At 64.4% G+C, this 20747-nt stretch carries 21 protein-coding genes and 1 pseudogene; 12 read left to right on the plus strand and 10 right to left on the minus strand.

The genetic code is table 11. The features are described from left to right. Positions 1–82: 82 nt before the first annotated feature. The 8 genes and pseudogenes from ABIE57_RS18195 to ABIE57_RS18230 form a co-directional block, all read right to left on the minus strand. Positions 83–322: pseudogene (locus tag ABIE57_RS18195) on the minus strand (twin-arginine translocation signal domain-containing protein); the annotation flags it as partial. 26 nt (positions 323–348) lie between these two features. Then, positions 349–2046, minus strand: a complete 1698-nt coding sequence (gene soxB / locus ABIE57_RS18200) for a thiosulfohydrolase SoxB (protein ID WP_354540459.1) — start codon at positions 2044–2046, stop codon at positions 349–351. A gap of 98 nt (positions 2047–2144) precedes the next feature. Next, positions 2145–3002: a sulfur oxidation c-type cytochrome SoxA gene (gene soxA / locus ABIE57_RS18205; RefSeq protein ID WP_354540460.1), complete on the minus strand. Its 858-nt coding sequence runs from the start codon at positions 3000–3002 to the stop codon at positions 2145–2147. A 27-nt stretch (positions 3003–3029) separates the two neighbouring features. After that, positions 3030–3359, minus strand: coding sequence for a thiosulfate oxidation carrier complex protein SoxZ (gene soxZ / locus ABIE57_RS18210; protein ID WP_354540461.1), 330 nt, complete (start codon positions 3357–3359; stop codon positions 3030–3032). A 21-nt stretch (positions 3360–3380) separates the two neighbouring features. Further along, positions 3381–3797 carry a thiosulfate oxidation carrier protein SoxY gene (gene soxY / locus ABIE57_RS18215; protein WP_354540462.1) on the minus strand — a complete coding sequence of 139 codons (417 nt, stop codon included), beginning with the start codon at positions 3795–3797 and terminating at the stop codon, positions 3381–3383. A 43-nt stretch (positions 3798–3840) separates the two neighbouring features. Further along, positions 3841–4311, minus strand: a complete 471-nt coding sequence (gene soxX, locus ABIE57_RS18220; protein ID WP_354540463.1) for a sulfur oxidation c-type cytochrome SoxX — start codon at positions 4309–4311, stop codon at positions 3841–3843. 116 nt (positions 4312–4427) lie between these two features. Continuing rightward, positions 4428–5006: a thioredoxin family protein gene (locus tag ABIE57_RS18225; RefSeq protein ID WP_354540464.1), complete on the minus strand. Its 579-nt coding sequence runs from the start codon at positions 5004–5006 to the stop codon at positions 4428–4430. Between the two features lie 12 nt (positions 5007–5018). Continuing rightward, the gene (locus tag ABIE57_RS18230) at positions 5019–5756 is read right to left on the minus strand and encodes a cytochrome c biogenesis CcdA family protein (RefSeq protein ID WP_354540465.1); all 738 of its coding nucleotides are present in this window, start codon (positions 5754–5756) and stop codon (positions 5019–5021) included. Positions 5757–5831: 75 nt separating this feature from the next. Between ABIE57_RS18230 and ABIE57_RS18235 the strand changes: the two genes are divergently transcribed. Genes ABIE57_RS18235 through ABIE57_RS18245 form a run of 3 tightly spaced genes read left to right on the plus strand, consistent with a single transcriptional unit; the run spans position 5832 to position 7638 of the window. Then, entirely contained in the window at positions 5832–6203 is a 372-nt protein-coding gene (locus tag ABIE57_RS18235) for a hypothetical protein (protein WP_354540466.1), read from the plus strand. A 21-nt stretch (positions 6204–6224) separates the two neighbouring features. Then, positions 6225–6539: an ArsR/SmtB family transcription factor gene (locus ABIE57_RS18240; RefSeq protein WP_354540467.1), complete on the plus strand. Its 315-nt coding sequence runs from the start codon at positions 6225–6227 to the stop codon at positions 6537–6539. Between the two features lie 43 nt (positions 6540–6582). Further along, the gene (locus tag ABIE57_RS18245) at positions 6583–7638 is read left to right on the plus strand and encodes a YeeE/YedE family protein (protein ID WP_354540468.1); all 1056 of its coding nucleotides are present in this window, start codon (positions 6583–6585) and stop codon (positions 7636–7638) included. Position 7639: 1 nt separating this feature from the next. Here ABIE57_RS18245 and ABIE57_RS18250 read toward each other — a convergent pair whose 3' ends face one another. Beyond that, entirely contained in the window at positions 7640–8581 is a 942-nt protein-coding gene (locus ABIE57_RS18250) for a LysR family transcriptional regulator (protein WP_354540469.1), read from the minus strand. A 102-nt stretch (positions 8582–8683) separates the two neighbouring features. On the opposite strand from ABIE57_RS18250, the gene ABIE57_RS18255 reads away from it, so the two are divergent. From ABIE57_RS18255 to ABIE57_RS18270, 4 genes are read left to right on the plus strand one after another with little or no spacing between them, the layout of a single operon-like run. After that, positions 8684–10114, plus strand: coding sequence for a form I ribulose bisphosphate carboxylase large subunit (locus tag ABIE57_RS18255; protein WP_354540470.1), 1431 nt, complete (start codon positions 8684–8686; stop codon positions 10112–10114). A 23-nt stretch (positions 10115–10137) separates the two neighbouring features. After that, a complete protein-coding gene (locus tag ABIE57_RS18260) occupies positions 10138–10494 on the plus strand; it encodes a ribulose bisphosphate carboxylase small subunit (protein WP_354540472.1) in 357 nt (118 codons plus the stop codon). A gap of 60 nt (positions 10495–10554) precedes the next feature. Then, a complete protein-coding gene (locus tag ABIE57_RS18265; RefSeq protein ID WP_354540488.1) occupies positions 10555–11358 on the plus strand; it encodes a CbbQ/NirQ/NorQ/GpvN family protein in 804 nt (267 codons plus the stop codon). After that, positions 11306–13642 carry a nitric oxide reductase activation protein NorD gene (locus ABIE57_RS18270; RefSeq protein ID WP_354540473.1) on the plus strand — a complete coding sequence of 779 codons (2337 nt, stop codon included), beginning with the start codon at positions 11306–11308 and terminating at the stop codon, positions 13640–13642. Before ABIE57_RS18265 ends, ABIE57_RS18270 begins: the two co-directional genes overlap by 53 nt. On the opposite strand, the gene ABIE57_RS18275 is transcribed toward ABIE57_RS18270, so the two are convergent. Continuing rightward, the gene (locus ABIE57_RS18275) at positions 13632–14570 is read right to left on the minus strand and encodes a LysR family transcriptional regulator (RefSeq protein ID WP_354540474.1); all 939 of its coding nucleotides are present in this window, start codon (positions 14568–14570) and stop codon (positions 13632–13634) included. The two genes, ABIE57_RS18270 and ABIE57_RS18275, sit on opposite strands and share 11 nt — an antisense overlap. A gap of 93 nt (positions 14571–14663) precedes the next feature. Here ABIE57_RS18275 and ABIE57_RS18280 point away from each other — a divergent pair, with 93 nt between their 5' ends. Genes ABIE57_RS18280 through ABIE57_RS18300 form a run of 5 tightly spaced genes read left to right on the plus strand, consistent with a single transcriptional unit; the run spans position 14664 to position 20745 of the window. Beyond that, a complete protein-coding gene (locus ABIE57_RS18280; protein ID WP_354540475.1) occupies positions 14664–15668 on the plus strand; it encodes a class 1 fructose-bisphosphatase in 1005 nt (334 codons plus the stop codon). A 17-nt stretch (positions 15669–15685) separates the two neighbouring features. Continuing rightward, a complete protein-coding gene (locus ABIE57_RS18285) occupies positions 15686–16561 on the plus strand; it encodes a phosphoribulokinase (protein WP_354540476.1) in 876 nt (291 codons plus the stop codon). 14 nt (positions 16562–16575) lie between these two features. Continuing rightward, complete coding sequence (gene tkt, locus ABIE57_RS18290) at positions 16576–18546, plus strand: transketolase (protein WP_354540477.1); 1971 nt, start codon at positions 16576–16578, stop codon at positions 18544–18546. 10 nt (positions 18547–18556) lie between these two features. After that, on the plus strand, positions 18557–19558 hold the full coding sequence (gene gap / locus ABIE57_RS18295; RefSeq protein WP_354540478.1) for a type I glyceraldehyde-3-phosphate dehydrogenase: 1002 nt from the start codon (positions 18557–18559) through the stop codon (positions 19556–19558). A 17-nt stretch (positions 19559–19575) separates the two neighbouring features. Beyond that, a complete protein-coding gene (locus tag ABIE57_RS18300; protein WP_354540489.1) occupies positions 19576–20745 on the plus strand; it encodes a phosphoglycerate kinase in 1170 nt (389 codons plus the stop codon). Positions 20746–20747 lie beyond the last annotated feature (2 nt).

Genomic DNA, 20747 nt, shown 5'->3' on the forward strand with positions numbered 1-20747 from the left:
CTTGCTCATCTTCGCTCCATGAAGGCTACGATGAGCCGGAAACCCTCCGTTCCGCAATATGCCTAAACTGTCCCATGGGTGCTGACGTCAGACATTCCACATTGCGGCGGATAACGTCCGATTCGAACCGGATCGGCAGGCCGTAGGGGGTGGCATCCACCCCGTCCCCAAACCCGTTGGCCCAGGACTGCACGTCGGTAATGAGCGGATCGGGAGCGCCCGCCTTGGCGGTCCCGGCGGCCACGGCCCCGGCTGCCGCCGCCACGCCGCCGCGCAGGAAGGCGCGGCGTGAGGTTGGTTTGCCCTTGATCGGTTCAGACATGGCGAATGCCTCCTTTCAACATGCTGTTACGCTCCAATGACCTTGACGCTGTCATTGGGGGCAAGGCGGATGGTGCCCTGCTTGCGGATATGGTTTTCCACCACATCCCAGATCTGCGGACCCTCGGTGCCCTCGTTCACGCTGGCCCAGCCAGCGACTACGTAATTTTTCGACGGATCAATCGCCTCGCCGGTCCTGAGCAGGGTCAAGTCGCTGATCCGGCTGCCCTGCGGCTGGTTGATGTCGATCCGGTAGCCAAGCCCGCCCGTGCGCACCATGTCGCCGCCCTGCTGGTAATAGGGATCCGGGTTGAAGATGTTGTCGGCAACATCCTCGAGAATGACCTTGATGAACTCACCGGTCATCTCGTTGCGATACGCCTTGCCATAGGTCATCGAGGTCACGTTGAAGATATCCTCGCGGGTGATGTCCTGACCGGGAATGAGGCTTGGCCCCCAACGGACGCCGGGGGACATGGCGATATCGGCGTCGCGCTCGGAAATCAGCGCATCGCAGATCAGATCGTCCCACGTGCCGTTGAAATTGCCACGCCGATAGAGCAGGCCGTCAGTCTGGCCGATCACCTCGGTCAACTGGTCGAGATAGGGCCCGCGCTGTTCGTCTATGAGCGCGCTCACCTCTTTGTCCGGTTCGATCACGTCCGAGAAAATCGGGATCAGCTTGTGGCGAAAGCCCATCATCCGGCCATTGCGCACGTCAAGATCGACCCGGCTCACGAATTTGCCGTTGCTGCCCGAGGCCACGATGATCGTCTCGCCCACCAGAACCGGCTCTGGGAGGGCGTCATGGGTGTGTCCTGACAGGATCACGTCGATGCCGCTCACGCGGCTCGCCATCTTCTTGTCCACGTCAAAGCCGTTGTGGCTGAGGCAGACGACCAGTTCGGCACCCTGCCCGCGCACCTCGTCCACCATCGCCTGCATATTCTCGTCGCGGATACCGAACGAGTATTCCGGGAACATCCAGCCCGGGTTCGCGATCGGCATGTAGGGAAAGGCCTGACCGATGACGGCGATCTTGACTCCGCCACGCTCGAAGAAGGTATAGGGCGGGAACATCTCGGCGGGCTCGTTCCATTCGGAGTCAAATATGTTCTGTCCCAGAGCGGCAAAAGGCAGCCCCTCGACAATCTCGTGAACGCGGTCAGTGCCGAGGGTGAATTCCCAGTGGAAGGTCATCGCGTCGGGCTTGAGCGCGTTCATCACGTTGACCATGTCCTGCCCTTGTGTGTGATAGCAGGTATAGGAGCCGTGCCACGTATCCCCGCCATCCAGCAAGAGCGCATCGGGGCGATCGGCGCGGATGGCGTTGATCACCGTCGCCACGCGATCCAGCCCGCCCACGCGACCATAGGTCTTGGCCAGCGCGGAGAAGTCAACATAGGTCAGCGCATAGGCTGATGGCGATCCGTCCTCGATCCCGTAGAGTTTTCGGAAGGCTGCGCCGGTCACATGCGGCACCACACCGCGATTGTCGCCCACACCGATATTGATCGACGGCTCGCGGAAATAGATCGGCTTTAGCTGCGCGTGAATATCAGTGATGTGGATCAGGCTGACATTGCCGAAGGTGTCGAATTGCAACAACTGATCCTGAGTAAGCGCCTGCTGCGCAGCGAGCCTTGCCCAGTTGCCGAAGGACGAGGCCCCCAGAATCGCCGAGGCAGCCATGCTGGTCTGAAGAAAATCACGCCGCGAGATCATGTCGGACCTTTCGAGCTTTCGCATATAACCCATGCGGAGTTTTGAATGTTTTGAGGTACAGAAACCCCGCCAGCCTGATGTCTGGCGGGGTTTTCCGGTTAGTTGCGCACCGACGGCCCTTCGACCGACAGCCCGTTGCCACGGCTGGCCACGTAAAGCTCGAGCGCGATGAACTCGGGGCTGCCTTCGGCAAAGGTTTCCCCCCGCGTGTCACGGATACAGCCCTTGAAACGGCCATGCGCCGAATTGAGCTTGGTGTTCTTCAGGCGATAGGTGGGAAACCCGTTGATCTGGCCTTGGCTCAGGTGATCCGCGCGGATCATGTTGCCGTAATTCTGCTCGTGGCAATTGGCGCAGGACAGTTCCAGCTGGCCGTAGCGGGTATAGTAGATTTCCTTACCTTTTTCCCATGTCTCACGCGCCGGGCCGTCGATGGCCACGTTCACCGGCATCCCGCGCGAGACCGACGAAATCAACGCTGTCATGTTGATCATGTCGCTGCCGGAATATTTCAGCGGCTCGGCCTTCATTTGCTCGGTGCGGCAGGCGTTGACCTGCATTTCAAGGGTCCGCACCTCGCCAGCGGCCTCGTTCCACTTGGGGTAGACCGCGCGCACACCCTTCATCGACTCGTCGACACTACCATGGCAGCTTGCGCAGGATTTGCCTGCTTCGCCTTCCACGGTATCCCAGCTTTCGCGCGCCTGTTCGACGAACATCATGCCGGGATTGTCGAAATCATCCGCCTGCATGGCGCGGGTTTCGGTGCCGCGAAAGTGCCAGCCCGAAATCACCTCGGGCAGCGCGCCCTCAAGCGCCGCCGAAGGTGCCGTCCGGGTGACAAGCTCCAGCTCTTCGTTGAGGATCAGCGTGTCGTCGACCGGCTCTGCAAAGGCAGGGCTTGTCAACATCGCGGTGGCCCCGAAAAACGCGGCGATCATGGTGTTTCTTGTCATTCTCGTCCCTCCCGTGACGATGGCAGCTCAGCCGAGCGCGATCTTCTTGGTTTCCTCGTAGATCGAGCCGTCATCGTCATACCAGGTGAACTTGAATTCGCCCGCTTCCGGCACCACGGCCTCGAACTCGAAATAGGGATTGGTCGAGATGGCCGGTTCCATCACCACATCGACGACCATCTGGCCGTTGAATTCAGTGGTGAAGCGGTTGATGATCGAGCGCGGGATCAGGTTGCCGTCTGCATCCTTGCGCTGGCCCGATTCCATCGTGTGGTTGATCAGCGTCTTGATCGAGATGGTTTCGCCGGCCGCGGCCGATTTCGGAAGCTTGATGCGGGGTTTTACATCTTGTGCCATGGTGTCTCTCCTTGAATGTGCTTAGCCGCCGCAACCGCCGATGGTGACCTTGACGTTGCGCGAGGCGCGCGCAAACGTGCCGTCCTGCATCTTTGCGATGGCGACAACATCCTGCGTTCCGGCAAGGCGGATCCGGGTCGATCCGTATTGCGATCCGGCCAAGGGGCCAAAGTTGAACGTGGCCACGCCCGGCGTCGGGTTGCCCGTGGCCAGCACAAGGATGGACACGGCACCCGGCGCGGACACCTCGACCGGCACGGTGTTGCCGTTTTCGGCGATTTCCGGCGCGGTCAGCGTGATGCCGGTGTCAGACATCGCTGCCCCGCCGGTGAATTCCGCGATCCGGTCCTCGGCGGCGGCGCTGGCGCGCATCGGCAGGCCAAAGGCCACGAAAGCCCCCGCGCCCATGATCATCACGTTGCGTCGTGAAAGTTGCATCTGTCGTTACTCCTGTCTCTTGCGCCCGCGACGGGGCGTGCGGTCATTCCTTGAGGGTCACCAGGTAGGCAACCACATCCTCGATCTGCTGTGCCGTCAGAAGCGGGCCAAACGTCTCGTCGGCGGCTTCGCCGGTAAAGGCGTTGCCCGGACGGGTGTAGCCATCGACGCGGTAGAAGCTGGGCATCATCGACTCGGGAAACATCATCTTGGCGTTGGCGACGATCCCGCGCAGTTCGGCCTCGGTCCAGCGGTCGCCCGCCCCATCAAGCATCGGACCGATTTCACCGTGAAACGGAATGTCGGCCATGTCCGAATTGGCATGGCACGCGACGCAGTTACCAAGCGAGCGGCTGCCCAGCACCTCGCGCCCTCGCGCTGGGTCACCCGGCGCTCCGGTCAGCGAGGTGGTGACGGCGCCGTCTTGATAAACGACATCCCCAGGGGCGATTTCGGCGGCGGCTGTGCCAGTGGCCAGCCCGGCCAGCGCCAAAGCAAGAATCTTGCGTTTCATGCGTCCTCCCTAACACATTCGGATTTCGGTATATCATAGGACACAAAAACCACATCACACAACATTAAATTCGGATTATTGAATTTAATGTATTCCCGCCCTCACCTTTGCCGCGCTCACTCGGACTTGGTAGCGGCGCGTTCGGCGGTCATCCGGGCGTGGTAGCGTTGAAAATCCTCTTCGCCGTCAAGCTCATACCGCTTTTCGCGCACCCATGTCAGCATGTCGAGCGTGGTGCCGGGTCCGAACGCGCCGGGCATGAGCGCTACCGCTGCATCGGCCGCCGTTTGTCCGTCCTCAACCGATTCGGGCAGGAACAGAATCGACGGGGTAAAGAGCAGCCCCCATTTGCGCGTGGCCTGCTTCTCGGTCAGCGATTCGCCGTCGAAATCGGTCACCTCGACATCGCCATGCAGGTTGATCTGCACGACAAAGAAATTCTCGCGGATGTAATCGGCGATCTCGGGACGGGGGAACACCTCTTTGTGCATCTTTTCGCAATAGATACAGCCGCGCTGTTCGACCAGCAGCATCAGGCGCTTGCCCTCGGCATTGGCCTCGGCAAGGTCCTCGCGCAGGTCCTTGAAGGTGTCGCGCATCCAGTCGGTCTTGTGCAATCCGTCGTCACCAAGCTCCGCCGCCGCGACCGGCAGTGCCAGCGCAAGTGCTGCCAGAAAGCTGAGAAATCGGGTCATGTCATCTCCCTCCTATATGGTCTGGAACACCGGAAACGTCTCCAGCATCCATTGCGCGATGTAATTGACGCTGTCGGTGGCGATCAGTGCGGCAAAGACGATCAGCAAAAGCCCCATCGCCTTTTCGACCTTGGGCAGATGGCGCCGGAACCGCGCGACAAAGCGCAAGAACGGGCCGATGAACAGCGCCGCGATCATGAACGGCGTGGTCATGGCCAACCCAAAGACCAGCATCAGGCCAAGCCCCTGCATCGCGGTCGATTCGGTGCTGGCGGTAAAGACCACCGCCGTCAGAACGCCACCCACGCAGGGCGTCCACCCGGCGGCAAAGGCAAAGCCCACCACATAGGCCCCCAGCACCGACATGCCCTTGGTCTCGCCCGCCTCCATCTGGAACACCCGGTTGAGAAAACCGATTTTCAACACACCGAGAAAGTGCAGGCCAAGCACCAGCACGATCAGCGCCGCCACAAGGCGGAATTCGGTCTGGTGCGCGCGGAACACCTGGCTAAGGCCGAAGGCCGCCGCGCCAAGCAGCACGAAAACCGTGATGATCCCGGCAGAAAACATCACCGAGGCGGCAAAGGCGCGCGCCCGCACGCCCGGCGCAAGCTGCCCGCCCGCGCCCACCGCCGAAACCGACGCCCCGGCCATGTAGCTCAGGTAAAACGGCACGATCGGCAACACGCAGGGCGAAAAGAACACGATCAGCCCCCCCAAAAAGGCGCTCAGCAGCGAGACATCGAACATTGGCACCCTCGGGGTTGCGTGATTTATATATTCAAACTATCATATGTTTTTGACAATTCGTCAATCGGGGCGCCTATGCATCTCAACGCTCTACTGGTCAGCCTTGCACTGACTGTGCTGCCAATTTCGTCGCAAGCGGCGGAACTGTTGATGGTGGAACGCCACGGATGCCATTGGTGCGACCGCTGGAATGCCGAAATCGCACCCATTTACCCCAAAACAACCGAATCCGCGCGCGCCCCCCTGCGTCGCGCGCAAATCAACGATCTGCCGCCTGACATCACCTTTACATCGCGCCCGGTGTTCACGCCGACCTTTGTTCTGATCGACGAGGGCCGCGAACTGGGCCGGATCGAGGGCTATGCGGGCGATGAATTCTTCTGGTTCACCCTAACGCGACTTCTTGACCAACACCCCGAGGCGACCGCCCCGCAAACGAGCAATTGAACACAACATGGCCCGAACAGCATGGACATAACAGCCCAAAGCCTTGATACGATGCACAGCCACGCCTGCGATGCGTCGGAATTCCTCAAGGCGATCAGCCACGAGGGGCGGTTGATGATCCTGTGTTACCTCACGACCGGCGAAAAATCCGTGTCAGAGCTTGAGGACCTGTTGTCGGCACGTCAGGCAGCCGTGTCGCAACAGCTCTCCCGGCTGCGGCTGGAGGGGCTTGTCACCCCAAGACGTGAAGGAAAGACCATCTATTACCGTTTGACAGACGAGCGCACAATGCGGATCCTGACGGTCATCTACGATATGTTCTGCCGCAAGGCCTGAGCGCTGCGTCTGGCTTGGCCGCGTGGATGACAGGGAGGGCGGCATGATTTCTGACATTCCCGAACAGTTTCTCATTGCTCTTGTGGCCTTTGGCGGCGGGGTGCTCTTGGGGCTTGCGGCGCGGGTCGGGCGGTTTTGCACGCTTGGGGCGATCGAGGATGTGCTTTACCAAGGCAGCGATACGCGCCTTCGCATGTGGGGGCTGGCCATCGGCTTTGCCGGGGTGGCGGCGTTTGGCATGGCGATGCTGGGGTGGTTCGAGATCGCCGCGAATGTCTATTGGCTGACCCCATGGTCACCCCTTGCCAGCGTGATCGGCGGGCTTCTCTTCGGCTATGGCATGTCGATTGCCGGGAATTGCGGCCATGGCGCGTTGGCGCGGTTTGGTGGCGGCGATTTGCGGGCCTTCGTGATCGTGCTGGTCATGGGGATTTCGGCCTATGCCATGATGTCGGGGCCCTTGGCGGCCCTGCGCGTGACGCTGACCGAGGCCAGCAGCCTGAGCTTGCAGACCCGCAGCTATGCCGAGCTGATCGCGCGCCTGACCGGCGTGCCGATGCTCTGGGGAGGAATGATCCTGTCGCTTGGGATCATGGTGCTGGCGCTTGCCTCGCGGGGGTTTCTGGCCAAACCGCGAGCGGTGTTCTGGGGGGCCATGGTCGGGGTGGCCATCGCGTCGGGATGGGCGGTCACCTCCTATGTGGCCACGCATGGCTTTCTGCCACAGCCGGTGGTATCGCATACGTTTTCCGCCCCGCTTGGAGATACCATCCTCTACCTGATGACCGCCAGCGGCGGCACCGCCTTCAGCTTTGGCGTGGCCTCGGTGTTCGGGGTCCTGGCCGGGGCCTTTGCGGGCAGCCTCATCAAGGGTCATTTCCGCTGGGAAGCCTGCGAAGACCCGCGCGAATTGCGCCGCCAGATCCTTGGCGGTGTCTGCATGGGCTTTGGCGGGGTGATCGCGGTTGGCTGTTCGGTCGGACAGGGCATGTCGGCTTTTTCCGTGCTGGCACTCAGCGCGCCGGTCACGCTTGCCGCCATCTTCGCAGGCGCGGCGCTTGGGTTGAAACAGCTTATCACCGGGTTTGCCTCGGTTTAGGTCAGCCCGGAATTTTGGGGGGTGACCCTTGGGCGCGGGCCATATAAATCGACGTCTGCCCAGTTCCTGACAGAAGCGTATCGCGCAGCGCGGCGGCGGCGCGCGAGAGCGGGCGATTGCGGCTCCAGGCCATCGACCATGTGCGGCGCAGCGGAAAGCCGGTCACATCCAGTTCGACCAGATAGCCGTGGGTCAGTTCCAGCTCGACCGTGCCACGCGACAGGATCGCCGGGCCAAGCCCGGCGATGACGGCCTGTTTTACCGCCTCGTTGGCCCCCAGTTCGTAATGGATGAGGGGCACCAGACCGGCCTCGGCGAAATGCGCCTCGGCGGCACGGCGCGTGCCCGATCCCTGTTCGCGCATGACCAGCGGAAACCCGGCGAGATCGTTGAGCGTGACCGCGCGCGTCCCGGCCAGCGGATGATCGGGGGCGGCCACGACGACAATGGGATTCTCGGCCAGGGGCACATGGTCGGCGTCAAGATCCGCAGGCAGGGCACCCAGAACGTAAAGGTCATCGCGGTGATCGGCGAATCGCTCCAGCAAGTCGCTGCGATTGCCCACCGTCAGGCGGATGTCGATGCCGGGATGGGCGCGGCTGAATGGACCGATGAGCCAGGGCAGGGTGTATTTCGCCGTCGAGACCACCGCCAGATCGAGCCGCCCCGCCGAAATCCCGCGCAGCGCCGCGATCCCGGCCTCAATCCGCTCGACCTCGGCAAGGATCGCCGCCGCGCTGCGCAGCACCAGGACCCCCGCCTCGGTGACCGAAAGCCTGCGCCCGGTCCGCTCGATCAGCGGCTCGCCGATCTGCGCCTCAAGCTGGCGCACCTGCGCGAAAACCGCCGGTTGCGTCAAATTCAGGTCCTCGGCGGCGCCCGTGTAAGACAGCCGCCGGGCCACCGCCGTGAAAACCTCAAGCTGGCGCAGGGTATACCGCATGAATAGAGAATTATGTATTCTTGAGATAAAAACAAACGATTTCTGATTATCCCCGCAGTCGCGCATCCTCGGCCCATCCAAAACGCCGGAGGAGGGCGCGAGATGAACAAGGAAGTGCGCAAGACCTATGATGCGGGGGTCAAGGACTACCGCGCAACATATTGGGAACCCGATTACGCGGTGAAGGACACCGATATCCTCGCCTGTTTCAAGGTGATCCCGCAGGCCGGTGTGCCGCGCGAGGAGGCCGCCGCCGCCGTCGCCGCCGAAAGCTCCACCGGCACATGGACGACCGTCTGGACCGACCTTCTGACCGATCTTGATCACTACAAGGGCCGCGCCTACCGGATCGAGGACGTGCCGGGCAATGACGACGCCTTCTTTGCCTTCATTGCCTATCCGGCGGATCTGTTCGAGGAAGGCTCTGTCGTCAACGTGTTTACCTCGCTGGTCGGCAACGTCTTTGGCTTCAAGGCGGTGCGGTCGCTGCGGCTGGAAGATGTGCGCTTTCCGATCTGGTTCGTGAAGACCTGTTTCGGCCCGCCGCATGGCATCCATGTCGAGCGTGACAAGATGGACAAATACGGCCGCCCGCTTCTGGGCTGCACGATCAAGCCGAAGCTGGGCCTTTCGGCCAAGAACTATGGCCGTGCCGTTTATGAATGCCTGCGCGGCGGGCTCGATTTCACCAAGGACGACGAGAACGTCAACAGCCAGCCCTTCATGCGCTGGCGCGACCGCTTCCTGTTCTGCCAGGAGGCCATCGACAAATCCGAGGCCGAGACCGGCGAGCGCAAGGGCCACTACATGAACGTGACCGCGCCCACGGTCGAGGAGATGTTCCAGCGCGCCGAATTCGCCAAGGAACTGGGCACGCCGATCATCATGTCGGATTATCTGACGATCGGCTGGGCGGCGCACAACTCGCTCAGCAAGTGGTGCCGCGACAACGGGCTTCTGCTCCATGTCCACCGCGCCATGCACGCGGTGATCGACCGCAACCCCAATCACGGCATCAACTTCCGCGTGCTGGCCAAGATGCTGCGGCTTCTGGGCGGCGATCACCTGCATTCCGGCACGGTGGTCGGCAAGCTCGAAGGCGACCGCGAGGCGACGCTGGGCTGGATCGACCTGCTGCGCGACCGGTTTGTCGCCGAGGACCGCACGCGCGGCATCTTTTTCGATCAGGACTGGGGCTCGATGCCCGGCGTCTTTCCGGTCGCCTCGGGTGGCATCCATGTCTGGCACATGCCGGCGCTGGTGGCGATCTTCGGCAACGATTCGGTGCTGCAATTCGGCGGTGGCACGCTGGGCCACCCCTGGGGCAATGCTGCCGGGGCCGCGGCCAACCGCGTCGCGCTCGAGGCCTGCGTGCAGGCCCGCAACGAGGGCCGCGCGCTCGAGAAAGAGGGCAAGGACATCCTCATCAAGGCCGCCGAGCACAGCCCCGAACTCAAGATCGCCATGGAGACATGGAAAGAGATCAAGTTCGAATTCGACACCGTGGACAAGCTCGACGTGCAGCACCGCTGAGCCGCAAAAGGGAGACAGAGATCATGAGCAACGTTCAGGACTATACATCGCGGCTTTCGGACCCGGCGAGCCGCAAGATGGGCACGTTTTCCTACCTGCCCGAGATGACGCCCGAGGAGATCCGCAAGCAGGTGGAATGGATCGTGCAACATGGCTGGAACCCGGCCATCGAGCATACCGAGCCGCAATTCGCCACTTCGAACTACTGGTATATGTGGAAACTGCCGATGTTCGGCGAGACCGATGTGGACGTGATCCTCGCCGAGATCGAGGCGTGTCACGCGGCCAATCCCGGCAATCACGTGCGGCTTCTGGGCTATGACAATTTCACCCAGAGCCAGGGCGCGAACATGGTGGTTCGGCGCGGCACCCCGGTCTGACGGTCCGGCCCGCCCCCTCACGGGGCGGGCCAGCCACACGAGAGGAGGAGACCCATGGACATGCCCGACCCCACCGCCGAGCACCGCATCACGTCCGAGCCCTGGTATCGCCCCGTGGGCGAGGAGGTCACGCTTTTCGAGGCCGCCTGGGAAGCGCGGATGCCGGTGATGCTCAAGGGTCCCACCGGCTGCGGCAAGACCCGCTTTGTCGAGCATATGGCCTGGCGGTTGGGCCGCCCGCTTGTCACCGTCGCGTGCAACGAGGACATGACCGCCTCCGATCTGGTGGGGCGTTTCCTGCTCGATACGAGCGGCACCCGCTGGCAGGATGGCCCGCTGACCTTTGCCGCGCGCCACGGCTGCATCTGCTATCTCGACGAGGTGGTGGAGGCACGGCAGGACACCACCGTTGTCATCCATCCGCTGACCGATGACCGCCGCGTGCTGCCGCTGGAGAAAAAGGGCGAGCTCTTGCGCGCGCATCCCGATTTCCTTTTGGTGATCAGCTACAACCCCGGTTACCAGTCGCTGATGAAAGACCTCAAGCAATCGACCAAGCAACGCTTTGGCGCGCTCGATTTCACCTGGCCCGAGGCCGAGACAGAGACCGAGATCGTCGCGCACGAGGCCGGATGCGATGCCGAGGTGGCGGGCAAGCTGGTCGAGATCGGCGCGCGGGCGCGCAATCTCAAGGGGCACGGTCTGGATGAAGGTATCTCGACGCGGATGCTCATCCATGCCGGGCGGCTGATGGTGCGCGGGGTCGCACCGCGCGCCGCCTGCGGCATGGCCCTGACCCGCCCGATCACCGATGACCCGGATATGCGCGATGCCCTCGATGCCGCCGTCGCAACCTGGTTATGAACTGGCGGCCTTGCTGCCGCCCGATCAGGCCGGGCTGGCCGGGGACTTGCCCGAGGCCCTGCATCCGGCGCTGGCCGCCGCCCTTCCCGATGCGCGCCGCCGCCTGTCGCCCCGCGGTCTCGACACCTGGCTGCGAGGCGTGGGCGGGCTCTATCGGCTCGGGCGCGGCGAGGCGCTGGTGCTGGCCTGGATCGAGGCCGCGCCGCAGGTGGCGCGCGATCTGGGTGAGGATATCCTCGCCGATTTCGCCACCGACTGCGCCGGTTTCGCCTCGCGCACCTCCGGTGCCGTGATCACGCGCATCGTCGCCACCGCGCCGATTGCCGCCCGCCGTCTGGGCGATGCCACGCTTTTTCGCAGCTATCTGCGGTTTCTTGAGCATCTTCTGTCGCGCGCGCCGCGCGGGATGCGTCCGATGCTCGATCAATTGGGTGACTTGCTCGACGTGCTCACGCTCGGCGGTTTGCGCCGCTGGGCCGATTGGGGGGCCGACGCGCATCGCACCGATTACCCGGAACTGGAACGCTATTTCGCGCTGGCCAGCGAGGAATCGCGCGCCGTGCTCAAGCGTGAGCGCAAGGGCACGCTCTTTGTCGATGTGCAGCGCCGCCTCGGCATGTATGCGCGCGCGCTCTGGGGGCGCGATTTCGTAATGGCCCCGACGGCGGGGGATTTCGACAGCCGCGCGGGGCTGCAACCCTATGTCGAGGGCTACACGCTCTACCTGCCCGATGCTCTCGATGATTGGCAGGGGCTGCCCGCGCTCGATCTCTACCGCGCCGCGCTGGCGCATCTGGCGGCGCATCTGTCGGCGCTCGATCACGCCCATCAGGGCGAGGGGATCAACGGGCTGCAAATGGCCTCGATCGGGTTGATCGAGGATGCCCGCGCCGAGGCGCTGGCCATCGCCCGCCTGCCGCGCCTGCGCGATCTCTGGGCCCCGTTTCACCAGCAGACCGGCCCGGGAATTTCCGGGGCTTTTGACCGGATCGCGCGCGCGCTGCTTCTGGGAAAGGCCGAGGACGATCTGTCGGACTGGGCGTTGCGTGGCTTTGGTGCCATCGACCCCGCCGACATGGCGGCCGCGCGTCGTTTGGGCCTTGCGCTGGCCGACCGGTTGCGCGAGCAGCCGTTCTCAATCTGGCGCGATCGCCCCTCCTGCCCCTATCGCTGCGATAACCGGATCCTGTGGGCGTATGAGGAGCTCGATTTCGACACCATCGCCGCCTCGCCCGCGCAGGTGCGCAAGCACGTCTCTGTCATGGAAATGGTCAACGAGGTCGAGGTCGAGACCGCAGGTGACGACGCGCAGGAAATCTGGGTGCAGGCGCATGAGTTGTTCGACGATGACGGCACCAGTTTCAACGAACGCGAGGGCCGCGAACCGTTTGCCCCGCCGGTCTTCTACGACGAGTTCGACCATACCATCCAAATGATGCGCCCGGCCTGGGCCACGGTGCTGGAACGCCGCGCGCGCATGGGCGACCCGGTCGGCGCCGAGGCGATCCTGCACGAGCATGCGGCGGTGATGCAGCGGCTGCGCCACCGGCTTGCGGCGATGCGCCCGCAGGGCGTGAGCCGGGTGCGCAAGCTTGAGGATGGCGACGATCTCGATCTAAATGCCGCCGTTGCCGCCGCCATCGACACGCGGCTCAGACAGCAGCCCGATCAACGGATCATGATGCGCCGCGTGATCAACCAGCGCGACACCGCCGTTCTGGTGCTGCTCGATCTGTCGGAATCGACCAACGATCCCACATCGAGCGGGCAGACCGTGCTTGACCTGACGCGCGCGGCCTCGGTGCTTCTCGCGGAGGCCATCGCGCGCGTCGGCGACAGCTTTGCCGTGCACGGGTTTTGTTCGGATGGGCGCGCGCAGGTGTTCTATCAGCGGTTCAAGGATTTTGCCGATCCTTGGGGCATGTCCGCCAAGGCCCGGATCATGGGGGCCGAGGGGCGGCTCTCGACCCGGATGGGGGCCGCGATCCGCCATGCCACGGCGGCGCTGGCCGGGGTGCGCGCGACCCGGCGGCTGATGCTGGTGATCACCGATGGCGCGCCCGCCGATATCGACGTGCGCGATCCGCTTTACCTGCGCGCCGATGCCCGCCGCGCGGTGGAAGAGGCGACGCGGCGGGGCATAACCCCGTTCTGCCTGACGCTCGATCCCGGTGCCGATGCCTATGGGCAGCGCATTTTCGGCCCGCGCAACGTGCAGGTGGTCGAGAAGGTCGAGCGCCTGCCCGAACGGCTGCCCGCGCTCTACGCGGCACTCACCCGCTAAGACCGTCCAAGCGCGGGAAATACGCCCCGGCAAAGCCGATGATCGCGCCCGCCACCTGATCGCAGGCCACGGTCGGCGTCACCCCAACCGGGCGCACCAGATACCATTGCCGCATCACCGGCAGGCCGGGGCCGCGCAAGAGCGACAGCCGCCCCGAGGCCAGTTCGTCACGCGCGGTGTGCAGCGACAGGAACGCGATGCCAAGCCCCGCGATCACCGCCTGCTTGATGATCTCGTTGCCACTGAATTCTATCATCGCCGGGCTTGCGCCCTCGCGCATCCGGTCGAGATAGCGCATCATCAGCGCCCGCGTGCCCGATCCGTCCTCGCGCACGACGAAGGTCTCCTCGAGAAGTTCGACCGAATCGAACCCGTCCTGCCCGGCCAGCCGATGACCGGGCGGCAGGAGAATCCCGTGCGGATGCGCTCCCAGCGGCTCGGACCAGACCGGCGGCACCCGTGGCGGGCGCCCCATCACCGCAAGATCGGCACGGCCCTGCTCGAGTTCCGCGATCACCTCGCGGCGGTTGCCGACATGCAGGCCGACCTCGATCTCGGGCAGCGCATCGCGCAGCATCCGCACCAGCAGCGGCGCGAAATATTGCGCGGTCGAGACCGTGCTCAGGCGCACATGGCCCTGAAACCCCGCCGAGACAGCGCGCAGATCGTCGGCGGCGTGCGACAAATTGGCGTCGATCCGCCGTGCGGCCCGCGCCATCGCCGCGCCCGACGGGGTCAGAACATAGCCCGCCCCGTCCCCCTCCCGACACAGCAACGGCCGCCCCACCAGGTCCTCCAGCTTGCGAATCTGGCTGTGAATCGCAGGGGTTGTCTGGTTCAGCGCCGCCGCCGCCGCCGTCAGCGAGCGGTGTTCGGCCACGCTCAGAAGCGTGCGCAACTGCTTGAGGGTGATGGCGGCAAGGGTCATGTTTTAGATTTTCGTTAATGCGCTCTCATAAGTTTTAAATTTCATGAAAACCCTCTGCATGCAACCACCGAGCCAATGATGGGAGGAGACATCATGCCGAAATTTCTCGATCACCTGCCCGAGGGCGTGGCACCTGATCTGGCCGATACGCTCGACCGGCTGGCAGGGTTTGGGGCCGCGCTGGCCCGGCGTATTGCGCGCGGCGGGCTGGATGAGGCGCTGGCCACCGCGCAGGGCAGCAACGCCGATGGCGACACGCAAAAGGCGCTCGACGTGATCGCCGATGACATGGTGCGCGCCTCACTCGAAGGCGGCGCGGTGCGCTATTTCGCCTCCGAGGAACAGGACGGGGTGCTGACCCTCGGCGAGGGCAGTCTCGCGCTGGTGATCGACCCGCTCGACGGCTCGTCCAACATCGAAACCAACGTCTCGGTCGGCACGATCTTCGGTCTCTACCCCGCCAAGGCCACGGCCGAGAAAAGCGTGCTGCGCCCGGCGCGCGAGCTTCTTGCCTCGGGCTACATGATCTACGGGCCGCAATGCTGCCTGATGCTGCGCGTCGGCGTGGGCGGGGTTCTGAAATATGTGCTCGACCCCGAAACAGGCCGGTTTCACAGCCTGGGCGAGATCGCACAAATCCCGGTCGAATCCTCCGAATACGCGATCAACGCCTCGAATTACCGTCACTGGCCCGATCCGATTCGCGCCTATATCGACGACCGCGTGGCGGGCACCGAGGGCCCGATGGGCCATGATTTCAACATGCGCTGGATCGCGTCGCTGGTGGCCGAGACGCATCGCATCCTGACGCGCGGCGGTATCTTCCTTTATCCCGGCGATGCCCGGAAGGGTTATGAGCAGGGGCGGTTGCGGCTGGTCTATGAATGCGGCCCGATCGGGCACCTGATCGAGGGCGCGGGTGGACGGGCGAGCGATACCACCCTGCCCATACTAGACCGTATGCCCAAAACCCTGCACGCGCGCAGCCCCTTCGTCTTTGGCAGCGCCGCCAAGGTCGCGCGCGTCGCCACCTATCACGACCTGCCCGAATCCGAGGTGTCGGCGCTTTTCGGCAGTCGTGGCCTGTTTCGGACCTGACCCAAGGAGAGAGCGACATGAGCAAGAAATATCCCATCGTTTCGGTCGTCGGCTCTTCGGGGGCGGGCACCTCGACCGTCAAGGGCACGTTCGAGCAGATCTTTCGCCGCGAGGGTGTCAAGGCGGTCTCGATCGAAGGCGACGCCTTTCACCGCTTCAACCGCGCCGACATGAAGGCCGAACTGACCCGCCGCTATGCCGAAGGGGATCAGACATTTTCGCATTTTTCCTATGATGCCAACGAGCTGGGAGAGCTGGAGCGGGTCTTTCGCGAATTCGGCGAGACCGGAACCGGGCGCACGCGGCACTATATCCACGACGCCGGAGAGGCCGAGCGCCACGGCGTGCCGCCGGGCGAGTTCACCGCCTGGACGCCGTTTGCGGGCGATGCCGATCTGCTGTTTTACGAGGGGCTGCATGGCTGCGTGGTCAATGACGAGGTGAACCTTGCCGGCTTTGCCGATCTCAAGATCGGCGTGGTGCCGGTGATCAATCTCGAATGGATCCAGAAAATCCACCGCGACCGCGACGCGCGCGGCTATTCCACCGAGGCCGTCACCGATACCATTTTGCGCCGGATGCACGCCTATGTGAATTGCATCTGCCCGCAATTCACCGAGACCGACATCAACTTTCAGCGCGTGCCGGTTGTCGACACCTCGAACCCGTTCATCGCCCGCTGGATCCCCACACCGGACGAAAGCCTTGTCGTGATCCGCTTCAAGAACCCGCGCGGCATCGACTTTCCCTATCTCACCTCCATGATCTCGGGGTCGTGGATGACGCGGGCCAATTCCATCGTCATCCCCGGCAACAAGCAGGATCTGGCGATGCAACTTATCCTGACCCCGCTCATCGAGCGGCTGGTCGCCACCGCGCGCAAGCTGCGCTGAGAGGAGATGCGCCCATGAACGTCCAGACCAAACCCGCCGACGAACGCCAGATGGCCAATGCGATCCGCGCGCTGGCGATGGATGCGGTGCAGGCCGCGAATTCCGGCCATCCGGGAATGCCCATGGGCATGGCCGATGTCGCCACGGTGCTCTTCAACCGCTTCGTGACGCTTGATCCGGGCGCGCATGACTGGCCCAACCGGGATCGCTTCGTGCTCTCGGCGGGGCATGGCTCGATGCTGCTTTATGCGATCAATCACCTCTTGGGCTATGACGATATGGGCATGGACCAGATCCGCGCCTTTCGCCAACTGGGGGCGCGCACCGCGGGCCACCCGGAATACGGTCACGCCAAGGGCATCGAGGTGACGACCGGGCCGCTGGGTCAGGGCATCGCCACCGCCGTCGGCATGGCGCTGTCGGAGCGGCTGGGCCATGCGCGGTTCCCTGACTTGATCGAGCATTTCACCTGGGTGATTGCCGGGGATGGCTGCCTGATGGAGGGGATCAGCCACGAAGCGATTGACCTTGCCGGGCATCTGGGCCTCGGGCGGCTGATCGTGATGTGGGACGACAACCGCATCACCATCGACGGCGATACCGGGCTTTCCACCTCCACCGATCAGCTTGCCCGGTTCCGCGCGGCGGGCTGGCATGTGCTGGCCTGCGACGGGCACAATCCGACCGAGATCGCCGATGCGCTGACCGAGGCGCAGCGCGATCCGCGCCCCTCGATGATCGCTTGCCGCACCGTGATCGGCCATGGCGCGCCCAACAAGCAGGGCGGGCATGACGTGCACGGCGCGCCGCTCGGGGCCGAGGAAATTGCCGCCGCGCGCGCCTATCTGGGCTGGGGTCATGCGCCGTTCGAGAACCCCGAAAACGTCTATGCGGCATGGCACAAGGTCGCCGCGCGCGGGGCCAAGGCGCGGGCCGATTGGCAGGCGCGGCTGGCTGCGGCCCCCGATCGCGCGCTGTTCGAGGCGCATCTGGCGCAGGACATGACCCCGCTCACCGCCGCCATGACCGCCCACAAGGCACAATTGCTGGCCGACAAGCCCAAGGTCGCCACCCGCAAGGCCAGCGAGATGGCGCTTGGCGTGGTCAATGCCGCGCTGCCCTTCAGCATCGGTGGCTCGGCCGATCTTACCGGCTCGAACCTGACGCGCACCAAGGGGCAGGTCCCGGTCAGCCGCGCGGATTTCAGCGGCTCCTACATCCATTACGGCATCCGCGAGCATGGCATGGCGGCGGCGATGAACGGCATCGTGCTCTCGGGCCTCTTCCGGCCCTACGGCGGCACCTTCCTGGCCTTTGCCGATTACTGCCGCCCGGCGATCCGGCTGGCGGCCCTGATGGGCGTGCCGAGCGTGTTCGTGATGACCCATGACAGTATCGGCCTGGGCGAGGACGGCCCGACGCACCAGCCGGTGGAAATCCTGGCAAGCCTGCGCGCCATTCCGAACCTGACGGTTCTGCGCCCCTGCGACGCGGTCGAGACCGCCGAAGCCTGGGAAATCGCCCTGTGCAGCACGGATCGCCCGGTTCTGCTGGCCCTTTCGCGGCAAAACCTGCCGCTGCTGCGCGAGGCCGTGGACGAGAACCTGACCGCGCGCGGGGCCTATCTGCTGCGCGGTGGCGCGGATCGGCAGGTCACGCTCATCGCCACCGGCTCGGAGGTCGAGATCGCCATGGCCGCCGCCGATCTTCTGGCCGCCGAGGACATCAAGGCCGCCGTGGTCAGCGCGCCAAGCTTCGAGCTTTTCGCCGGTCAGCCCGAGGACTACCGCCGCGCCACGCTTGGCATGGCCCCGCGCATCGGCATCGAGGCGGCGATCCGGCAGGGCTGGGATGCGGTGCTGCGTCCCGACGACGGCTTTGTCGGCATGACCGGCTTTGGCGCCTCTGCCCCGGCCCCGGCGCTTTACGAGCATTTCGGCATCACCGCCGCGGCGGTGGCCACCAAGGCAAAAACACTGATCTGAGGACCATATCATGACAACCAAGGTAGCCATCAACGGCTTTGGCCGTATCGGTCGCAACATCCTGCGCGCCATCGTGGAATCGGGCCGCACCGATATCGAGGTCGTGGCGATCAACGATCTCGGCCCGGTCGAGACCAATGCCCATCTCATCCGGTTCGATTCGGTTCATGGCCGGTTCCCCGGCGAAGTGACCACCGGCGAAGACTGGATCGACGTGGGCCGGGGTCGGGTCCGCGTCACCGCCATCCGCAACCCCGAGGACCTGCCCTGGGGCGACGTCGATGTGGCGCTGGAATGCACCGGCATCTTCACCGCCCGCGACAAGGCGGCGCTGCATCTCAGGAACGGCTCGAGGCGCGTGCTGGTCTCGGCCCCCGCCGAGGGCGCGGACAGGACCATCGTCTATGGCGTCAACGACGGGGCGCTCACCGCCGACGATCTGATTGTCTCGAACGCGTCCTGCACCACCAATTGCCTCAGCCCGGTGGCCAAGGCGCTCAATGACGCCATCGGCATCACGCGCGGTTTCATGACCACGATCCACAGCTACACCGGCGATCAGCCGACGCTTGATACGATGCACAAGGATCTTTACCGCGCGCGTGCCGCCGCACTCTCGATGATCCCCACCTCGACCGGGGCGGCCAAGGCTGTGGGTCTCGTGCTGCCCGAGCTTGCGGGCCGTCTCGACGGGTTCGCGATCCGGGTGCCGACGCCCAATGTCTCGGTGGTCGATCTGACCTTCGAGGCCGCGCGCGACACCGATGCCGCCGAGATCAACGAAGCGATCCGCGCCGCGGCACAAGGGGCGATGAACGGTGTTCTGGGTTATACGGATCGCCCCAATGTCAGCATGGATTTCAACCATGACAGCCGCTCCTCGATCTTTCACATGGATCAGACGCGGGTGATGGAGAACCGGATGTGCCGCATCCTGAGCTGGTATGACAACGAATGGGGTTTCTCCAACCGCATGGCCGATACCGCCGTCGCCATGGGGAGGCTGCTGTGATCCGGGCCATCTCTGACATGGACGTGGCGGGCAAGCGTCTCGTGGTGCGCGCCGATCTCAACGTGCCGATGGCCGAGGGGCGCGTGGCCGACGCCACCCGCATCGCGCGCTTTGCCGAAGGGATGCGGCCGCTGCTGGAGAAGGGCGCGGCGCTGGTGGTGCTGTCGCATTTCGGGCGTCCGGGGGGCAAGCCGGTGGCCGGGGCCTCGCTGCGCCATATCCGCGACGATCTCTGCCGCGCGCTGCAATGCCCGGTGCGCTTTGCCGAGCATGGGACCGCCGCCGAAGAGGCCGCGCATCTTGCCCCCGGCCAGGTCCTGCTGGTCGAGAACCTGCGCTTTGATCCGGGCGAATGGGCCAATGACGAGGGCTTTGCCCGCCGCCTCGCAGCACTTGGCGATCTCTATGTGAACGACGCCTTTTCCTGCGCGCATCGGGCGCATGCCTCGACCGAGGCGTTGGCGCGGCTTCTGCCCTCTGCGGCCGGGCCGCTGATGATGGAGGAGTTGACCGCGCTGCAAGCGGCGCTGGAAAACCCTGCGCGACCTTCGGTGGCGATTGTCGGGGGTGCCAAGGTCTCGACCAAGATCGCGGTGCTGAAAAACCTCGTGGCCAGGGTCGATCACCTGATCGTCGGCGGCGGCATGGCCAATACCTTTCTCTTCGCGCAAGGCGCGCCGATGGGAAAATCGCTGCACGAGGCCGACCAGATCGCCACCGTGGCCGAGATCATGGCGCTGGCCGGAACAGCGGGCTGCACCATCCACCTGCCCGCCGATGTGGTGGTGGCGCGCGAGTTTCGCGCCGGGGCCGAGGCAGAGACGCTGCCCGCCGATGCCTGCCCCGAGGATGCGATGATCCTCGATGCCGGGCCGCGCGCCCTGGCCGGGTTCACCCGTGTTCTCGAAGGCGCGCGCACGATCCTGTGGAACGGCCCGCTCGGGGCCTTCGAGATCGCACCTTTTGATGCCGCCACCGTGGCGCTTGCCCGTGTCGCCGCCGATCTCACGCGCGGCGGCACGGTGGTCAGCGTTGCGGGTGGCGGCGATACGGTGGCCGCGCTCAACGCGGCGCAGGTCACCGATCAGTTCACCTATGTCTCAAGCGCCGGTGGCGCGTTTCTCGAATGGCTCGAAGGCCGCACCCTGCCGGGCGTGGCCGCCCTCATGCAAGACGAAAAGGTTTGACC

The organism is Roseovarius sp. MBR-6, assembly GCF_040547525.1.
GTDB lineage: Bacteria > Pseudomonadota > Alphaproteobacteria > Rhodobacterales > Rhodobacteraceae > Roseovarius.

Bases quoted from the DNA above. Each gene is read 5' to 3' on its own strand.
- ABIE57_RS18225 (WP_354540464.1), bottom strand. From the start codon at position 5,006: ATGACCCGATTTCTCAGCTTTCTGGCAGCACTTGCGCTGGCACTGCCG.
- ABIE57_RS18280 (WP_354540475.1), top strand. From the start codon at position 14,664: ATGCCGAAATTTCTCGATCACCTGCCCGAGGGCGTGGCACCTGATCTG.
- ABIE57_RS18250 (WP_354540469.1), bottom strand. From the start codon at position 8,581: ATGCGGTATACCCTGCGCCAGCTTGAGGTTTTCACGGCGGTGGCCCGG.
- soxZ (WP_354540461.1), bottom strand. From the start codon at position 3,359: ATGGCACAAGATGTAAAACCCCGCATCAAGCTTCCGAAATCGGCCGCG.
- ABIE57_RS18275 (WP_354540474.1), bottom strand. From the start codon at position 14,570: ATGACCCTTGCCGCCATCACCCTCAAGCAGTTGCGCACGCTTCTGAGC.
- ABIE57_RS18265 (WP_354540488.1), top strand. From the start codon at position 10,555: ATGCCCGACCCCACCGCCGAGCACCGCATCACGTCCGAGCCCTGGTAT.
- ABIE57_RS18255 (WP_354540470.1), top strand. From the start codon at position 8,684: ATGAACAAGGAAGTGCGCAAGACCTATGATGCGGGGGTCAAGGACTAC.
- ABIE57_RS18285 (WP_354540476.1), top strand. From the start codon at position 15,686: ATGAGCAAGAAATATCCCATCGTTTCGGTCGTCGGCTCTTCGGGGGCG.
- ABIE57_RS18245 (WP_354540468.1), top strand. From the start codon at position 6,583: ATGATTTCTGACATTCCCGAACAGTTTCTCATTGCTCTTGTGGCCTTT.
- gap (WP_354540478.1), top strand. From the start codon at position 18,557: ATGACAACCAAGGTAGCCATCAACGGCTTTGGCCGTATCGGTCGCAAC.
- ABIE57_RS18300 (WP_354540489.1), top strand. From the start codon at position 19,576: ATGGACGTGGCGGGCAAGCGTCTCGTGGTGCGCGCCGATCTCAACGTG.
- ABIE57_RS18270 (WP_354540473.1), top strand. From the start codon at position 11,306: ATGACCCGGATATGCGCGATGCCCTCGATGCCGCCGTCGCAACCTGGT.
- tkt (WP_354540477.1), top strand. From the start codon at position 16,576: ATGAACGTCCAGACCAAACCCGCCGACGAACGCCAGATGGCCAATGCG.
- ABIE57_RS18235 (WP_354540466.1), top strand. From the start codon at position 5,832: ATGCATCTCAACGCTCTACTGGTCAGCCTTGCACTGACTGTGCTGCCA.
- soxY (WP_354540462.1), bottom strand. From the start codon at position 3,797: ATGCAACTTTCACGACGCAACGTGATGATCATGGGCGCGGGGGCTTTC.
- ABIE57_RS18230 (WP_354540465.1), bottom strand. From the start codon at position 5,756: ATGTTCGATGTCTCGCTGCTGAGCGCCTTTTTGGGGGGGCTGATCGTG.
- ABIE57_RS18260 (WP_354540472.1), top strand. From the start codon at position 10,138: ATGAGCAACGTTCAGGACTATACATCGCGGCTTTCGGACCCGGCGAGC.
- ABIE57_RS18240 (WP_354540467.1), top strand. From the start codon at position 6,225: ATGGACATAACAGCCCAAAGCCTTGATACGATGCACAGCCACGCCTGC.
- soxB (WP_354540459.1), bottom strand. From the start codon at position 2,046: ATGATCTCGCGGCGTGATTTTCTTCAGACCAGCATGGCTGCCTCGGCG.
- soxX (WP_354540463.1), bottom strand. From the start codon at position 4,311: ATGAAACGCAAGATTCTTGCTTTGGCGCTGGCCGGGCTGGCCACTGGC.
- soxA (WP_354540460.1), bottom strand. From the start codon at position 3,002: ATGACAAGAAACACCATGATCGCCGCGTTTTTCGGGGCCACCGCGATG.